The organism is Acinetobacter pecorum, assembly GCF_014837015.1.
GTDB lineage: Bacteria > Pseudomonadota > Gammaproteobacteria > Pseudomonadales > Moraxellaceae > Acinetobacter > Acinetobacter pecorum.
On sequence record NZ_JACSPT010000003.1, the window covers coordinates 50,635 to 67,306 of the forward strand.

Genomic DNA, 16,672 nt, shown 5'->3' on the forward strand with positions numbered 1-16,672 from the left:
TTTTTTATTTTTTTGCTTTTTTCAAGCTGACTAATTTAGAAGGCAATCAAAACCCATTTGAGTATCGACCCGATTATTTTTGTAGCCCAGTTTTTCAATAAACAGGCGACGGTTAGACAACATCTTCTGCTCTTCCGGAGCTAAACGGGCTTTATTCTGGACAGCCAGTTGATACATTTCATCCACAACACCCTGGAAGATATCACAAACTTCTTGGCGCTTGGCCTGTTTTAGTTTACGTCCCTGCCAGGTCCATTGAAAATCATCTGCATCCAGGCTCTGTCCCCATTTTTCAATACGGGCATCCAGGCGTTTCTGCATGTCGCGAAGGCTCTGCTGGATTTCCGCTTGAGTAATAGGCCGATTTTCAGTTGTCAGGGTTGCAGCACTACCGTCTTCCGCACTCACAGAAGCAGCAATGATGCTAAAGCAACATGTGATGACAAGTTTTACTAGAGGCTTCAAGGCAGTACCTTTTGCTATATTTGATGACGTTTCAAACCTAAGCATACAATGAAGTGCAAAACCTTTTATCTATTTGTTACACAAAATAAAAAAGCCACCCGAAGGTGGCTTTTTAAATTATTGTAGATTTCAGTTAAAGCGCTTTAAAACCCTGTTGACGCCAAGCCTCATACACAATCACTGCAGTCGCATTTGAAAGGTTCAGACTGCGCGAGTTCTCTGCCATGGGTAAACGAATCCATTGCTTTTGCGGGAACAGCATACGCACCTGCTCCGGTAGGCCACGAGTTTCCGGCCCCATTAACAAGGCCACAGGACGGTTTAAGTCCGAGGTATGTGGCGTTGCAGAACCTTTAGTAGTGAGTGGATAGACTGCATCCGGACCAATGCCTTTACTTGCCAGATCAGCCAGACAGTCTTCGATATTTTCCCAAATCTGCATATTGGCATATTCGTGATAATCAAGGCCGGCACGTTTCAGCTTTTTGTCATCCAGTTCAAAACCCAGCGGCTTGACCAGATGCAACTGCGCTCCGGTATTGGCACACAGACGAATGATATTGCCTGTATTTGCAGGAATTTCAGGCTCATATAAAACAACGTGGATCACAGAATTTCTCTACTTGGGTTTAAGTGACAGCTTATTGCCACTTTAATTGTTCACGCAAACGCACAACTTCACCAATAATGGTCAAAGTCGGAGCTTGAATCTGATGTTCGGCCACCTTGGATGCAATGTCCGTCAGGGTGCCCACTACGACTTTTTGCTCAGGGGTCGTACCTTTAGAAATTAGCGCTACCGGCATATCGGTGCGTTGACCATGAGCAATCAACTGCGCACAGATTTTTTCCAGTCCCACCAAGCCCATATACAGCACCAAGGTCTGGTTTTCATAGACCAGTTCACTCCAAGGCAGTTCAGGCGAACCTTCTTTTAAGTGACCGGTCAGGAAACGTACACTTTGTGCATAATCACGATGGGTCAAGGGAATACCGGCATAGGCTGAACAGCCTGAAGCTGCAGTAATCCCTGGAACCACCTGAAAAGTAATGCCTGCAGCGAACAGTTCTTCAATCTCTTCACCACCACGCCCGAAGATAAAGGGATCACCACCTTTCAGACGGCAAACCCGCTTTCCTTCACTGGCATATTTGACCAATAAAGCATTAATCCCATCCTGCGGCACCGCATGGTTGGAACGCGCCTTACCAACATAGATCTTTTCCGCATCACGACGACATAGATCCATGATGGGTGCTGAAACCAGACGGTCGTAAATCACCACATCGGCTTGCTGCATCAAACGTAAGGCTTTTAAGGTCAGCAGTTCTGGATCACCAGGACCGGCGCCCACCAGATAGACTTCACCTTTTGGTTGTTGCCATTCCTGTAATGCTTGCTCGATCAGGCGATCTGCTTCTGCAATATTGTCGTTAAACACCTGTTCTTTCAGTGGACTGGCATATAAGTCTTCCCAAAAAATACGGCGTTCATCCGGATTGACAATTTTAGCCTTAACCGCACTGCGCCATTTTCCTGAAAACTCGGCTAGCTTGCCCATTTCATGCGGAATAGTGGTTTCCAGTTGAGTACGGATCTGCCGCGATAACACGGGCGACGTACCATTCGATGCGACTGAAATTACCAAAGGTGAACGGTCAATAATCGCTGGCACCATAAACCGGCAATGCGGTGGATCATCGACGCTATTGACTAGGACATTTTCCGCTTCACACAGTTCAAAGACCTGACGATTGGTCTCGGCATCATCAGTCGCCGCAATCACCAGTCGATATTGGCGTAATGCAACTTCAGGATAAAAAGCTGCCTGCACATAGTGTCCTTGGCTATTTTGCACAATTCGCAGCAGACTCTCTTCGATTTCAGGTGCAATCACATGAATGATCGCACCTGCTTTTTGAAGTAAAAGTGCTTTACGGTATGCAATATGCCCACCACCGACAATCAGACAAGGTTGCTGCTGCAACTTTAACGAGATTGGAAAAATATCCACGAACTACCTCAAAATTTTAAATCTGACTGTCTATGCAATTTTCATGCACATTTATAGGGATGCAAAGATCGACAATTAGTCGATATAAGTCGCACCACCCATATATGGACGTAATACTTCAGGAATCTCAATCGAGCCATCGGCGCGCTGATAGTTTTCCATCACTGCAAGTAAAGTACGACCCACGGCCAGACCTGAACCATTCAAGGTATGCACAAATTCAGTTTTCTTCTGATCAGCACGGTAACGCGCTTTCATGCGACGCGCCTGGAAGTCCCCCATGTTTGAGCATGAAGAAATTTCACGATAGGTACTTTGGCTTGGTACCCAAACTTCTAGGTCATAAGTCTTGGTCGCGCCAAAGCCCATATCACCACCACACAGGATGATCTTACGGTATGGAAGACCTAATGCCTGCAAAATACCTTCTGCATGACCAGTTAATTCTTCTAGTGCCTGCATCGAGGTTTCAGGTTTTACAATCTGAACCATTTCCACTTTGTCAAATTGATGCTGACGGATTAAACCACGCGTATCACGACCATAAGAACCAGCTTCACTGCGGAAACATGGCGTATGCGCCGCATATTTCAGTGGCAGACGGTCTGCATCAATAATTTCATCACGCACAAAATTCGTTACTGGCACTTCAGCAGTCGGAATCAGATAAAATTCTTTTTCGCCCTGCAGTTTAAACAGATCTTCTTCAAATTTTGGCAGCTGACCAGTCCCACGCAATGAATCTGCATTGACCAGATAAGGCACATAGGCTTCGGTATAGCCATTTTGGTCTGTGTGTGTATTCAGCATGAACTGGGTAAGAGCACGCTGTAAACGTGCCAATGGACCTTTCAGTACGCTAAAACGTGAACCGGTCAATTTGGTAGCGGTTTCAAATTCCAGACCGCCCATCATTTCGCCAAGATCAGTATGGTCTTTGATTTCGAAATCAAATTCACGTGGCGTACCCCATTTCAGGATTTCCACGTTATCGCTTTCATCTTTACCTGCCGGTACAGATTCGTCTGGCAAGTTTGGAATAGACAATGATTTTTCTTCAAGCTCAGCTTGCAGTTCAGCCAGTGCAGCTTCAGCAGCTTTGATTTCATCACCAATCGCTGACATACGTGCCATGATTTCAGATGCGTCACCGCCGGCTTTTTTAATTTGACCAACTTGTTTCGCACCCGCATTACGCTCAGCTTGTAGCGATTCAGTTTTGGATTGAATTTCTTTGCGGCGAGCTTCAAGTGCAGCCCACTCTTCGACATTCAGTTGAACACCACGTTTTGCCAAGGCTAAATTTACAGCCTCAATATTATTTCTGAGTAATTTCGGGTCGATCATAGCCAATCTTTTGTTAAGAAAAAAACTGGCTATAGTGTAAGCTCTTAACGTCAAAAAATACAGCGACCAGAACCCAAGCTTCGTCCTATTAGCACAATATTTAGGAAGTTGTCTGCTGCAAAATGGCCCAATATTCTGGCCGAATCACTTTTTTTAAATCTGCATAGGGTACTTTTAATTCAGGCATGCCTGCAGCTGTCGGAGCCAACTCACCCGCCGGATACACTATCACCAGACCAGAGCTGTCAAAATAATAGTTATCACTCAGCTTTAACTGTTGCAGTTGAATCCCTTGTTTATTCAACCATGGGGCATTGGCACGATACATCACCTCAAGCAGTTTCTGTTCGCTGCCATTGAACAAAAATTGATGTAAAGCCAGACGTTTTTTCTGCTGTAAATCAAAATTGATATATTCAGTATGAGTCATCGGTTGAGCATGATTCCGAGGTAAATTGGAACTTTTTAAGGCAAAAGTCGCCAGATGAGCGCGCTGAGCCATAAATTCCACCTTGATCGTCCGCTGATCCAGATAATGCGTTTCATGGGCTTTTTTAGGATTTTTCTGGATAACTTTAATGAATGCAACAGGTTCGGTATGCTGAATGCGCTCAACAAAATATTGATTAATCCAGTCAATATTGGTGTCTACCGTCTGCAAATCAAAGCGTATACACCCCTCTATTTCACACACCACTTTGGCCGCCCCCTTGAGTGGAACTGCTTCAGTTTCAATCTGCACATTCTGGTCTGTTTCAGGAATAGCAACTGAACTGGATTGAGGCTGACAACCCAGTATGCCCAGACCAATCAAGAACACTAGATACACCCTGAAAATTTTAAACCGATTGATCTTCATACTGAGCTCCTAAAATTTTGCAATTTCATTGACTCGACTTTTATTTATTTTAAGATGCGCTGCCATCCAGATATAGCTAAACCTTGTATCCAGTCCAACCTTATCCTGATCTCTGGCAATAAAAAAGCAACCTGAATAGGTTGCTTTTATCGGTTCATTTTAAAGTTTATTGATCAATGATATCTGTACCCTTGGGTGGGGTGAAGTTAAAAGTAGAAGCAGGAATGCTGCTATTCACTTTTACATTGTTAAATTTGATTGTGGTGGTTTGCCCCAATGAATCCTGCAAGATCATCAAATTTGGTGCTTTATTCGTTCCAAAACTGATCGTCAAGCTTTCAAATACCCCATCGGTATTTTTAGGATAAAGCGTGTAATAGGTTTTACCCTTATTTGGCTGAGTGACCCGGTAAGACTGCATAATCTGGCTGGTGTTTCCTGACAGCAATAATGCCGGTGTGTTGGCCACCTGTTCATCTAGACTTTGACGAACCGCCTGCTGCAAATCAGGATCATAAATCCACACAGTTTTACCCGTAGTTGCAATTACCTGCTTGGATGGTGCTGTCGTTTCCCAATAGAATTTACCCGGACGCTCGACTTTCATCACCCCTTTAAAGGTTTGATTCATATGCTGTGCAGTCAGACCTTTCTTCTGAGTTGCTCTCGGGTTAGTCACCTTGGAGCTTTGTTCGAAGTTTGCCGTCATACTACGCACATGATTAAGCTGTTTCACCAGACTTGCAGTTGCCTGCTGCTCCGAAGCTGCTACAGGAGCAGCAAACACGGTTGTACTCATCACCGGAGCTAAAGTCACTGCACCCAGCGCCATCGCACAGACGGTTTTACGAAGCATATTCATAATTTCACCCTTATATTTTGCGTCATCGCAATTTATTTGATAACTCATCTTAAACGAAAATTAAAAGCTAAAATGATAGAAAATAAGAACTTTTGTATTGTTATTAATTCGAAACCGGTTTTTTTGTTCATCATCATGAAGATTTCAGGACAATTTTTACATTATGGAATGTCACTTAAGCTGAACATTAATTTTCAGGCATAAAAAAACCCACAAAAATTGTGGGCTTTTTTTCTATCTCAGCGGATTACGCGTCAACAGATACGTAGCGACGGCCAAATTGACCTTTCACTTCGAATTTTACTACGCCATCAGCAGTAGCAAATAATGTATGGTCACGGCCCATACCTACGTTTTGACCAGCGTGGAATTCAGTACCACGTTGACGAACGATGATGTTACCTGCAGTTACAGTTTGACCACCGTAAACTTTAACACCTAACATCTTAGGATTCGAATCACGACCGTTCTTAGTCGAACCACCGGCTTTTTTAGTTGCCATGTCTATTTACTCCTCGTAATTAGCCTGAAATAGCTGTAATTTTCAACTCAGTGAACCATTGACGGTGACCTTGTTGTTTACGGTAGTGTTTACGACGACGCATTTTAACAATACGGATTTTGTCGTGACGACCATGGCTAACTACTTCAGCAGTTACAGTAGCACCAGCAACAACTGGAGCACCGATTTGAATGCTTTCACCGTTAACAAGCATCAATACGTCATCAAACGTAATAGTCGCGCCAGTTTCAGCTTTCAATAATTCTACTTTAAGGGTTTCACCCTCAACTACACGGTGCTGTTTACCACCGCTTTGGATTACTGCGTACATAATGTACTCCAAACTAACCCGTGTCGTCGTGCCGATAAAGGAATATATCGAACTTAAGACGTACGCCACTGGGGGGATATCTAAGGGCGAGGATTTTAAGGGATATTCAAAAAAACAACAAGCCATTTTACTGAAATAATAATGACCCGTTTACGCTAATTATTTAACTATTAAATATTTTCTATCAAATCAAGCACTCAAGATATATTCAGCAACAAAATACTACAGCAGAAATCTGGCGCATTTGATTAATATACTCAGCCGGATGAAGGGGGTGCGTCCTGACCTTTTGTGATTTTTTATGGCTCGAAATAGGGAGCAATTTCTCTTAAGATCTATAAAAAGCTGATTTTTAGTGGAGTTTATGCATTTCTTAGGTTTCACTCATGTTATAAATTGTTAAACTACGTCCAGCGATTTACCAGACCAGAGGTTTTCTTTCACATGACCATCGACTTTAAGCAAGACATTCTCGCTCCTGTTGCTAACGACTTTGCTGCGATGGACACATTCATTAATGAAGGAATTACCTCAAAAGTTGCGTTGGTGATGGCCGTCAGCAAACACGTGGTAGAAGCCGGTGGCAAACGTATGCGCCCGATTATGTGTCTTCTGGCTGCCAAGGCGTGTGGTGCTGAAAATTTGGAACCGCACCGTAAACTGGCTGCAATCATTGAAATGCTGCATACCGCAACACTGGTGCATGATGATGTAGTCGATGAATCAGGTCTGCGTCGCGGTCGCCCAACTGCAAATGCGACCTGGAATAACCAGACTGCTGTTCTAGTCGGTGACTTTCTGATTTCACGTGCTTTTGATTTGCTGGTCGATCTGAACAATATGGTATTGCTCAAGGATTTCTCGACCGGTACCTGTGAAATTGCTGAGGGTGAAGTGCTGCAACTGCAATCCCAGCATCAGCCGGAAACCACTGAAGCGACTTATTTGAATATTATTCATGGCAAGACCTCGCGTCTGTTTGAACTGGCCACCGAAGGGGCTGCCATTTTGTCGGATAAAAGTGAATTCCGTCAGCCTTTAAAAACCTTTGCCGGACATTTCGGTAATGCTTTCCAGATTATAGATGACATTTTGGACTACACCTCCGATGCGGACACGCTCGGCAAAAATATCGGTGATGATCTGATGGAGGGCAAGCCCACCCTGCCATTGATTGCGGCATTGAAAAACACCACCGGTGAGCAACATGAAATCATCCGTCGCAGTATTGCAACTGGTGGCACAGAACATCTGGAGCAGGTCATTCATATTGTTAATGAATCTGGTGCACTGGATTATTGCCGTCAACGTGCGACTGAAGAAACTGAAATCGCAATCAATGCCCTGCAGGCCTTACCTGACTCTGAATACCGTCAAGCCCTGATTAATCTGGCCAAACTGGCCCTACACCGAATTCAGTAATCTTTAAATTTGCCTATGCATATTAATTTTCTTGATCTTTTCCAAAACATGCAGCATCAGCTTGAACAACCTCAGGCAGTTCTGGATGAAAATCTTCTGATTGAGCTGGTTGAAAGAATCAGACCGGAAGACAGCAGAAATACCGAGGAGATCGAAGCAAAATTCAATGCATTTATTCGGGCTTTATTACTTACCCCGAATGCTGTTGCGACGCTTCAGACCTTTACCCTTCGGATCATTAATCGTTATAAACAGACGGGACTGTTTTCCGATACTGGCATTTTATCCCTGGATGGTTTCTGGAACCAGCTGAACCAGCGTATTGGCGCGCATATTTTGCCGCTTATTCCTGACCATCAGCAGCTACAGGAACTGTTTCGTAAGGTCTTTTATCATCGTACCGATAAATACTGGCTGGATTATTTTGATGCAGCAGACTGGCAGCGTTTATTTTCGATACTGAATCAGGGACATTCCAACCAGCCTGAAAAAACCCGGATTAAGGATGAGCTGATCAAGGCCCTGACTATTCTGTCTTACCGGATTAGCGGTATCGGTCTGCATCCCGAATTTATTAATGCCCAACCTGAACTGATGGAATATGAATCTCCGTTTCTGGTACAGAACCGTGAGATCAACGAATTTATTCAGGAATACAAGAAACGCTATAACACGGTAGCACTGGTCGATTCGATTACCCCGCCGGATGCCTCACAAGCGCTGGTGATGCTGGAACAATGTCATGATGTAGCGGCCAAAGTGCGCCGCTCTACCAGACGGATTGGAGTCAGTGTCAGTCTGACCTATATGCTTGCTCTGCTGGAACAGTGTCTGGAACGAGTCGAAATCCTGCTGAATATGGTCATGGATGATGATGACCTTCGTTATAAGTCCATTGGCCTTTTTATTGCGGATATCACTGAAGCAATTTACAGTGAACGCAGTGTCCGTGCCTTACTGGCAACCAATAGTGAACTTTTAGCTTTGCAAGTCACCGAAAATGCCAGCAAGACCGGTGAGCATTATGTCAGTACGGACAAGCAGGGCTTTCTCGCCATGTATAAGTCGGCTGCAGGTGCAGGCGTAATCATTGCCATTATGGCCACGCTAAAAACATTAATGGCACGTGTTTCTATGGCGCCCCTGATGCAGGCCTTTAGCTACAGCATGAATTATTCGCTAGGCTTTATGCTGATTCATGTCCTGCATTTTACCGTTGCGACCAAACAGCCGGCGATGACGGCTGCCGCGCTGGCTGCGACCGTACAACAGCGCAAAGGCACAAAAATGGCTCAGATTGCCGAGCTGGCTGCGCTGATTGTGAACATTATCCGCACCCAGTTTGTTGCCATTTTAGGTAATATTTCGATCGCGATTCCGGTAGCCGCTCTGATTGCCTTAACTTGGGATTATGCCCTGCATGAACCCTTAATGACCCATGCCAAGGCAGCCAAAACCCTGCATGACCTGAATCCCTTTACTTCTTTAGCTATTCCGCATGCTGCAATTGCCGGAGTCTGTTTGTTCCTGTCCGGATTATTAGCAGGTTATTTTGACAATATGGCAGTTTATCGCAAGGTAGGACCTCGCCTGAAAGCGGATGTGCGTTTAGCCCAGCTTATGGGGCAGCAACGCTTGCTGCGCTTTGCTGACTATATCGAGCGTAATCTAGGGGCACTGGCGGGTAATTTTATGTTTGGTATTATGCTGGGAAGCATGGGGACACTCGGTTTCATTTTGGGTCTACCACTGGATATTCGTCACATTGCCTTTGCATCAGCTAACTTTATTCAGGGTCTGATCAATATTAATGGTCCTGATGTCGGTTTGATTGTCGTATCTTTCCTCGGTGTCTTGCTGATTGGCCTGACCAACCTCTTTGTCAGCTTCAGCCTGACTATTATTGTAGCATTGCGTGCGCGACGGGTTCGTTTTGAACAGTGGAAACCGCTAGCAAAACTGGTCATGACTCACTTTCTGACCCGCCCCAGTGATTTCTTCTGGCCCCCTAAGCAAACACTTGAAATTGACGAAAATCATACATCTACAAAGTCCTAAAACTGTGATAATTTCGACATATTTGCTTCCAAATTCCTTACTAAGATAATGGAATTCGCATAAAATACACACACTTGAAAAAAAGTGTACTGACAAGTACACTTCACTTCAGACAATGAGCCGATCCTTTATCGGTGAGAGGGACAGAGATTCTCGGTATGCCTTACTTGTTGCTTTTTGTCGGAATTTTGCTTTTATTTTTCAGTGTTTTATTTCTTAACATTCCAGTCTTGAGCCAGTTTGACTTGCTCAGTGTACAGTGGATGAGCGAGCATCGCACCGGAACTTTAAATCAGATTGCAACATACTTATCAGCAATAGGTGGCATGCCATTTGTATTATTTTTATCCACACTATGGTGTATTTATTTACTGTGGTATAAAAAGCGTACAAACATAACTTTTATATGTATCGGAATTATCGGAGGAATACTCCTAGCTTGGCTGTTGAAATTTGCGATTGCCCGACCAAGACCACCAGCATCCCTCCATCTGGTGGAAAGCTTTGGAAGTTCTTTTCCAAGTGCCCATAGTCTGTATGCAGCCTGTCTGGGATGTCTGGCAATTTATATCTATCGGCAACATTCCCGGTATTACATTATTGTGATGGGCGCAGTGTTATGGATGCTGATGATGGGAATTTCAAGAGTTTATCTGGGCGTACATTTTCCTTCAGATGTCATTTCTGGCTGGAGTATCAGTTTTATTTGGATTTCGTTGTGGTATATGGTGTGGATCAAATATTGCACGGCGCACAAATAAAAAAATATTTAGATAAAAATCTAATTGAGGTGGAATAATGATGTCTGCAAAGCTTTGGGCACCGGCCCTGACTGCTTGCGCATTAGCAACAAGTCTTGCACTTGTTGGTTGTAGCAAAGATCCCAAAGAGGGCCAGCAAGCTGGCGCTCAACAAAAAATGCCACCGACTGAAGTCGGTGTTCTTGTTGCACAACCGCAAAGTGTAGAGCAGTCTGTAGAGCTCTCGGGTCGTACAACTGCATTTGAAATTTCAGAAGTACGCCCGCAAGCCAGTGGCGTCGTTCTAAAACGCTTGTTCACTGAAGGCAGTTATGTACGTGAAGGTCAGGCGCTGTATGAAATCGATTCAAGCTCCAGCCGTACTACAGTAGACAACGCCCGTGCAGCGATTGCCAGTGCTGAAGCAAATCTGGGTGTATTGCGGGTCAAAGAAGGACGCTACCGTCAACTGGTCGGTACAAATGCCATTTCGAAGCAAGAATATGATGACATCGTAGCACAGGTAAAACTAGCTGAAGCCGAGTTGAATGCTAATCGTGCCAGCCTGCGTAATGCTGAAATCAACCTGGGTTATTCAACGGTACGTGCCCCGATCTCGGGTCAGACCAACCGTTCGTCTGTGACTGCAGGCGCATTAGTCACGGCCAATCAGCCAGATCCGTTAGTGACAATTCAGCGTCTGGATCCGATCTATGTCGATATTAACCAGTCCAGTACTGAACTTTTGCGTTTACGTCAGCAATTGAGTAAAGGCGACCTGAACAGTTCAAACAATACCAAAGTCAAGCTAAAGCTTGAAGATGGCAGCACCTACCCGGTAGAAGGCCGTCTTGCATTCTCGGATGCCAGCGTGAATCCTGAAACAGGTACAGTCACCTTACGTGCAGTATTCCCGAATAAAAACCACCTGCTTCTTCCTGGCATGTTTGCAACTGCACAAATTGTGCAGGGTGAAATCCCGAATGCTTACCTCATCCCTCTGGCAGCCCTCACTCGTACCCCTACAGGTCAGGCGATGGCAATGCTGGTCGGTGCTGATGGTAAAGTGGCATCGCGTCCAGTGACTACAGTCGGCACTCAAGGCGCTGACTGGATTGTGACAGAAGGTCTAAACCCAGGTGATAGAGTGATTGTAGACGGTATTGCGAAAGTTAAGCCTGAACAACAAGTCATTGCTAAACCTTATCAACCTCAAGCTGCTGCTCCACAAGGTGCTGCACCGAAACAGCCTGCAGCGAGCGAGAAAAAGGCAGATGATGCTAAAGAGAAACCTGAACAAAAACCTGCTGCAAATGCATAAGGAGTAATGGTTCATGGCTCAATTCTTTATTCATCGCCCGATTTTTGCATGGGTGATCGCATTGGTAATTATGCTGGCGGGTATTTTAACCATCAGCAAAATGCCGATTGCGCAATATCCGACTATCGCTCCGCCAACCATCACCATTTCTGCAACTTATCCAGGTGCATCTGCTGAAACTGTTGAAAATACAGTAACCCAGATCATTGAGCAGCAGATGAATGGTATGGACGGATTACGTTATATTTCGTCCACCAGTGCGGGTAATGGATCTTCGTCTATTGCTGTAAACTTTGAACAGGGTATAGACCCTGACCTGGCGCAAGTTCAGGTTCAAAACAAATTACAGTCTGCTACCGCACTACTTCCTGAAGATGTACAGCGTCAGGGTGTGCGTGTTACCAAGTCTGGTGCCAGCTTCTTACAGGTACTGGCTTTCTATTCGCCAGATGGCACCCTGACTGCAGATGACATTAAAGACTATGTGAACTCCAACATTTCTGAACCTTTAAGTCGAGTCGAAGGTGTCGGTGAAGTTCAGGTCTTTGGTGGTTCATATGCCATGCGTATCTGGCTGGATCCAGCCAAAATGGCAAGTCTGCAAGTCACTCCAAGTGATATTGCTACCGCAATTCGTACCCAGAATGCACAGGTTGCCGTAGGTCAGCTCGGTGGAGCACCTGCAGTAAAAGGTCAAGTACTGAATGCGACAGTCACAGCACAAAGCCTGTTACAAACCCCGGAACAGTTCAGCAATATTTTCCTGAAAAATACCACGTCAGGTGCACAGGTTCGCCTCGGTGATGTAGCACGTGTAGAACTGGGTGCAGATAACTACCAGTTTGATTCCAAATTTAATGGTAAACCGGCCGGTGGTGTAGCCATTAAGCTGGCTACAGGCGCCAATGCCCTGGATACTGCAAAAGCAGTTGAAGAGCGCTTAAAACAGTTACGTCCAAACTATCCTGAAGGGATGGTAGATACACTGGCTTTCGATACCACGCCTTTCATTCAGTTATCGATTGAATCTGTGGTTCATACCCTCATTGAAGCGATTATTCTGGTCTTCATCGTCATGTTCCTGTTCTTGCAGAACTGGCGTGCGACCATCATTCCAACCATGGCGGTTCCAGTCGTGGTATTGGGGACCTTTGCTGTTATTAATGTCTTCGGCTTCTCGATTAACACCCTGACCATGTTTGCCATGGTACTGGCGATTGGTCTTCTGGTCGATGATGCGATTGTCGTGGTCGAAAACGTGGAACGGGTAATGACGGAGGAACACCTCGATCCGGTTTCTGCAACTGAAAAGTCAATGAAACAGATTTCTGGTGCATTAATTGGTATTACTTCGGTACTTTCTGCAGTATTCGTGCCTATGGCATTCTTCGGTGGTACGACCGGGGTTATTTATCGCCAGTTCTCGATTACTCTTGTGACTGCAATGGTTTTATCGCTCATTGTGGCGCTCACCTTTACCCCTGCCCTGTGTGCGACCCTGCTGAAACAGCATGATCCTAACAAACCAGAAAGTAATGGTGTGTTTGCACGCTTCTTCCGCTGGTTTAACAGCAGCTTTGAAAAGATGTCAGTGAAGTATCAGGGCGGAGTTAACCGCATGACTCACAGCAAGATCTTTTCGGGCATCATTTACGCTGTAGTACTGGGTATTATTGTTCTTATTTTCCAGAAACTGCCTTCTTCGTTCCTGCCGGATGAAGATCAGGGTGTAGTAATTGCACTGGTACAACTACCACCGAACGCAACGCTGCAAAGAACTGATAGTGTAGTCAATACCATGACTAACTATTTCCTGGAAAACGAGAAAGATACAGTTCAGTCCGTATTTAGTGTGGCAGGTTTCTCCTTTACCGGCGTAGGTCAAAACGCAGGTCTGGCTTTCATTAAACTGAAAGACTGGTCTGAACGTACCAATCCGGAAGCTCAGGTCGGTGCCATCATTCAACGGGGTATGGCATTAAACATGATTGTGCAGGATGCTTCTTACATCATGCCGCTACAGTTACCTGCAATGCCAGAACTGGGTGTATCCGCTGGCTTTAACCTGCAGCTCCAGGCAGCAGGTGGCCAGACTCATGAACAGCTTCTTGCAGCCCGTAATGCAATTTTGGGCATGGCAGCAAAAGATCCACGTCTGGCGGGTGTACGTCCGAATGGTCAGGAAGATACACCTCAGTACCATGTGATTATCGATCAGGCACAAGCGGGTGCTATGGGCGTGAGCATCGCTGAAATTAACACCACCATGGGCATGGCGTGGGGCGGTTCGTATATCAACGATTTCGTAGATCGCGGTCGTGTCAAGAAAGTCTATGTACAGGGTGAAGCAGATGCGCGCATGATGCCGCAAGATCTGGATAAATGGTATGTCCGTAATAATCGCGGTGAAATGGTTCCTTTCTCGGCATTTGCAACAGGCGAATGGACTTATGGTTCGCCACGACTAGAACGTTACAATGGCGTATCGTCTATGAACATCCAGGGTACTCCGGCGCCAGGTGTCAGCTCGGGTGCAGCCATGCAGGCCATGGAAGAAATTATAGCGAAGTTACCGGAAATGGGCTTGCCAGGTTTCGACTATGAATGGACAGGTTTGTCGCTGGAAGAACGTGAATCTGGTGATCAGGCTCCATTCCTGTATGCCCTGTCGTTATTGATTGTATTCCTGTGTCTGGCAGCCTTGTATGAAAGCTGGTCAATTCCGTTCTCGGTGCTGCTGGTGGTGCCATTAGGTATTGTGGGTGCGTTATTACTGACCTTTGGTGGGATGATGCTGTTCCAGAATCCAAACCTGTCCAATAACATCTACTTCCAGGTAGCGCTTATTGCAGTCATTGGTCTTTCTGCGAAAAATGCCATCTTGATTGTCGAATTCGCTAAAGAGCTGCAAGAACAAGGTGAAGAATTATTTGATGCTACCTTGCATGCGGCAAAAATGCGTTTACGCCCGATTATCATGACCACTTTAGCCTTTGGTTTTGGTGTATTACCGCTTGCCCTGTCTTCAGGTGCTGGTGCTGGTAGCCAGCACTCGGTAGGTTATGGTGTACTCGGTGGTGTTATCAGCTCGACCTTATTAGGTATCTTCTTTATCCCGGTATTCTATGTATGGATTCGAAGTGTCTTTAAATACAAACCAAAAACACAAAATCAGGAGTATAAGTCGTAATGCAAAATCTATGGTCTATTACAGGTCGTAGCATTGCGGTATCTGCCCTTGCGCTGGCTTTGACTGCCTGTCAAAGCATGCGCAGTCCAGAACCCGTTGCGCAGGCAAATATCCCGAGCAGCTATACCAATGCGTCTGGTACTTCTGTAGCAGAACAGGGTTATAAAGAGTTTTTTGCTGACCCGCGTTTACTGCAGGTGTTGGATTTAGCGCTGAATAATAACCGCGACCTGCGTACTGCAGCACTCAATATTCAACGTGCCCAGCAGCAGTATCAGATTAGCGAAAATAACCAGTTACCTACGATTGGTGCCAGTGGCAGTGTACTGCGTCAGGACACTTTAAATAACAGTGCCCAGAACCGCGGTCCTATCACCAGTTATAACGTAGGACTAGGCGTAACCGCATACGAACTGGATTTCTGGGGCCGTGTCCGTAGTCTGCGTGATAATGCGCTTGATACATTCTTTGCGACCCAGAGTGCACGTGATGCGACCCAGATCTCACTGATTGGTCAGGTTGCACAAGCATGGCTCAGCTATTCATTTGCCAATGCCAATCTGGCATTAGCGCAACAGACGCTGCAAACCCAACTTGAGTCATACAATCTGAACAGGAAACGTTTTGACGTTGGGATCGACAGTGAGCTTCCTGTACGTCAGGCACAAATTTCAGTAGAAACAGCGCGTAACGATGTTGCCAACTACCGGACTCAGGTGGCACAGGCGCAAAACCTGTTAAACCTTCTGGTGGGCGAGCCAGTGCCAACCAGCTTATTACCAGCACAACGTGTTACCCGTATTACTTCCAATACTGCACTAGGTGCGGGATTGCCAAGTGATCTGCTGATTAACCGTCCGGATATCCGTGCAGCAGAATATCGTCTGTCTGCAGCAGGTGCCAATATTGCGGCAGCTCGCGCACGTCTGTACCCGACCATCAGCCTGACCGGCTCTGCAGGTCTGGCGTCAACTGATCTGGGTGATCTGTTTAAGTCTGGTAGCTTTGTCTGGTCAGTAGGCCCAAGTCTGGATATTCCAATTTTTGATTGGGGTACCCGTCAGGCCAATATCCGCATTTCTGAAACTGATCAGCAAATTGCCTTGTCAGATTACGAAAAGTCGATTCAAACTGCTTTCCGTGAAGTCAGTGATGCCCTGGCAGTTCGCCAGAATATTGGTGATCGTCTTGCAGCTCAGCGCCGTCTGGTTGAAGCAACTAATACGACCTATCGTTTGTCACTTGCACGTTTCCGTGCCGGGATTGACAGCTATCTGAGCGTACTGGATGCACAACGTGCTTCTTATGCTGCAGAACAGGGTTTATTATTGCTTGAACAGGCCAATCTGAACAATCAGGTTGAAGTCTATAAAACCCTGGGTGGCGGCTTAAAAGTCAATACAACCGACATCGTGCCGAACCCGCCGTCTGTGTCTGAACAACGCCGCGCGGCCGAACAGCAAGCGCAATAAATTCCAGACAGATCAAGAAAAGCTCACTTCGGTGGGCTTTTTTTATTGCATTTTCAAGGCAGTTTTCCTATTGTCATAGGCTAGCGAT

At 45.6% G+C, this 16,672-nt stretch carries 14 protein-coding genes; 6 read left to right on the forward strand and 8 right to left on the reverse strand.

Translation table 11 applies throughout. The annotated features are described in order from the left end of the window. Window positions 1-30: 30 nt before the first annotated feature. The 8 genes from H9629_RS03325 to rplU form a co-directional block, all read right to left on the reverse strand. On the reverse strand, window positions 31-510 hold the full coding sequence (locus tag H9629_RS03325; protein WP_064096366.1) for a hypothetical protein: 480 nt from the start codon (window positions 508-510) through the stop codon (window positions 31-33). Between the two features lie 88 nt (window positions 511-598). Continuing rightward, window positions 599-1,075: a tRNA (cytidine(34)-2'-O)-methyltransferase gene (locus H9629_RS03330; RefSeq protein WP_064096367.1), complete on the reverse strand. Its 477-nt coding sequence runs from the start codon at window positions 1,073-1,075 to the stop codon at window positions 599-601. A 31-nt stretch (window positions 1,076-1,106) separates the two neighbouring features. Continuing rightward, window positions 1,107-2,480 carry a siroheme synthase CysG gene (cysG, locus tag H9629_RS03335; protein WP_144724351.1) on the reverse strand — a complete coding sequence of 458 codons (1,374 nt, stop codon included), beginning with the start codon at window positions 2,478-2,480 and terminating at the stop codon, window positions 1,107-1,109. Window positions 2,481-2,555: 75 nt separating this feature from the next. After that, on the reverse strand, window positions 2,556-3,827 hold the full coding sequence (gene serS, locus H9629_RS03340; protein ID WP_064096369.1) for a serine--tRNA ligase: 1,272 nt from the start codon (window positions 3,825-3,827) through the stop codon (window positions 2,556-2,558). A 100-nt stretch (window positions 3,828-3,927) separates the two neighbouring features. Next, window positions 3,928-4,686, reverse strand: a complete 759-nt coding sequence (locus H9629_RS03345) for an RsiV family protein (RefSeq protein WP_064096370.1) — start codon at window positions 4,684-4,686, stop codon at window positions 3,928-3,930. 166 nt (window positions 4,687-4,852) lie between these two features. After that, entirely contained in the window at window positions 4,853-5,548 is a 696-nt protein-coding gene (lolA, locus tag H9629_RS03350; RefSeq protein ID WP_064102447.1) for an outer membrane lipoprotein chaperone LolA, read from the reverse strand. A 247-nt stretch (window positions 5,549-5,795) separates the two neighbouring features. Then, window positions 5,796-6,050, reverse strand: a complete 255-nt coding sequence (gene rpmA / locus H9629_RS03355) for a 50S ribosomal protein L27 (protein WP_004280639.1) — start codon at window positions 6,048-6,050, stop codon at window positions 5,796-5,798. A gap of 19 nt (window positions 6,051-6,069) precedes the next feature. Next, window positions 6,070-6,381 (reverse strand): 50S ribosomal protein L21, encoded by a 312-nt coding sequence (gene rplU / locus H9629_RS03360; RefSeq protein ID WP_004651211.1) that lies wholly within the window; start codon window positions 6,379-6,381, stop codon window positions 6,070-6,072. A gap of 444 nt (window positions 6,382-6,825) precedes the next feature. On the opposite strand from rplU, the gene sdsA reads away from it, so the two are divergent. The 6 genes from sdsA to adeK all read left to right on the forward strand — a co-directional run bounded on the left by sdsA (window position 6,826) and on the right by adeK (window position 16,584). After that, window positions 6,826-7,803, forward strand: coding sequence for an All-trans-nonaprenyl-diphosphate synthase (sdsA, locus tag H9629_RS03365; RefSeq protein ID WP_064096372.1), 978 nt, complete (start codon window positions 6,826-6,828; stop codon window positions 7,801-7,803). 15 nt (window positions 7,804-7,818) lie between these two features. Further along, window positions 7,819-9,861: a site-specific recombinase gene (locus H9629_RS03370; RefSeq protein ID WP_064102448.1), complete on the forward strand. Its 2,043-nt coding sequence runs from the start codon at window positions 7,819-7,821 to the stop codon at window positions 9,859-9,861. A 158-nt stretch (window positions 9,862-10,019) separates the two neighbouring features. After that, window positions 10,020-10,622 (forward strand): phosphatase PAP2 family protein, encoded by a 603-nt coding sequence (locus H9629_RS03375; protein WP_081406363.1) that lies wholly within the window; start codon window positions 10,020-10,022, stop codon window positions 10,620-10,622. A gap of 37 nt (window positions 10,623-10,659) precedes the next feature. Further along, window positions 10,660-11,922, forward strand: a complete 1,263-nt coding sequence (locus tag H9629_RS03380; protein ID WP_064096375.1) for an efflux RND transporter periplasmic adaptor subunit — start codon at window positions 10,660-10,662, stop codon at window positions 11,920-11,922. Window positions 11,923-11,935: 13 nt separating this feature from the next. Then, a complete protein-coding gene (locus H9629_RS03385; protein ID WP_064096376.1) occupies window positions 11,936-15,112 on the forward strand; it encodes an efflux RND transporter permease subunit in 3,177 nt (1,058 codons plus the stop codon). Then, entirely contained in the window at window positions 15,112-16,584 is a 1,473-nt protein-coding gene (adeK, locus tag H9629_RS03390) for a multidrug efflux RND transporter AdeIJK outer membrane channel subunit AdeK (RefSeq protein WP_064096377.1), read from the forward strand. The genes H9629_RS03385 and adeK overlap by 1 nt, the downstream gene beginning before the upstream one ends. Window positions 16,585-16,672: the final 88 nt, after the last annotated feature.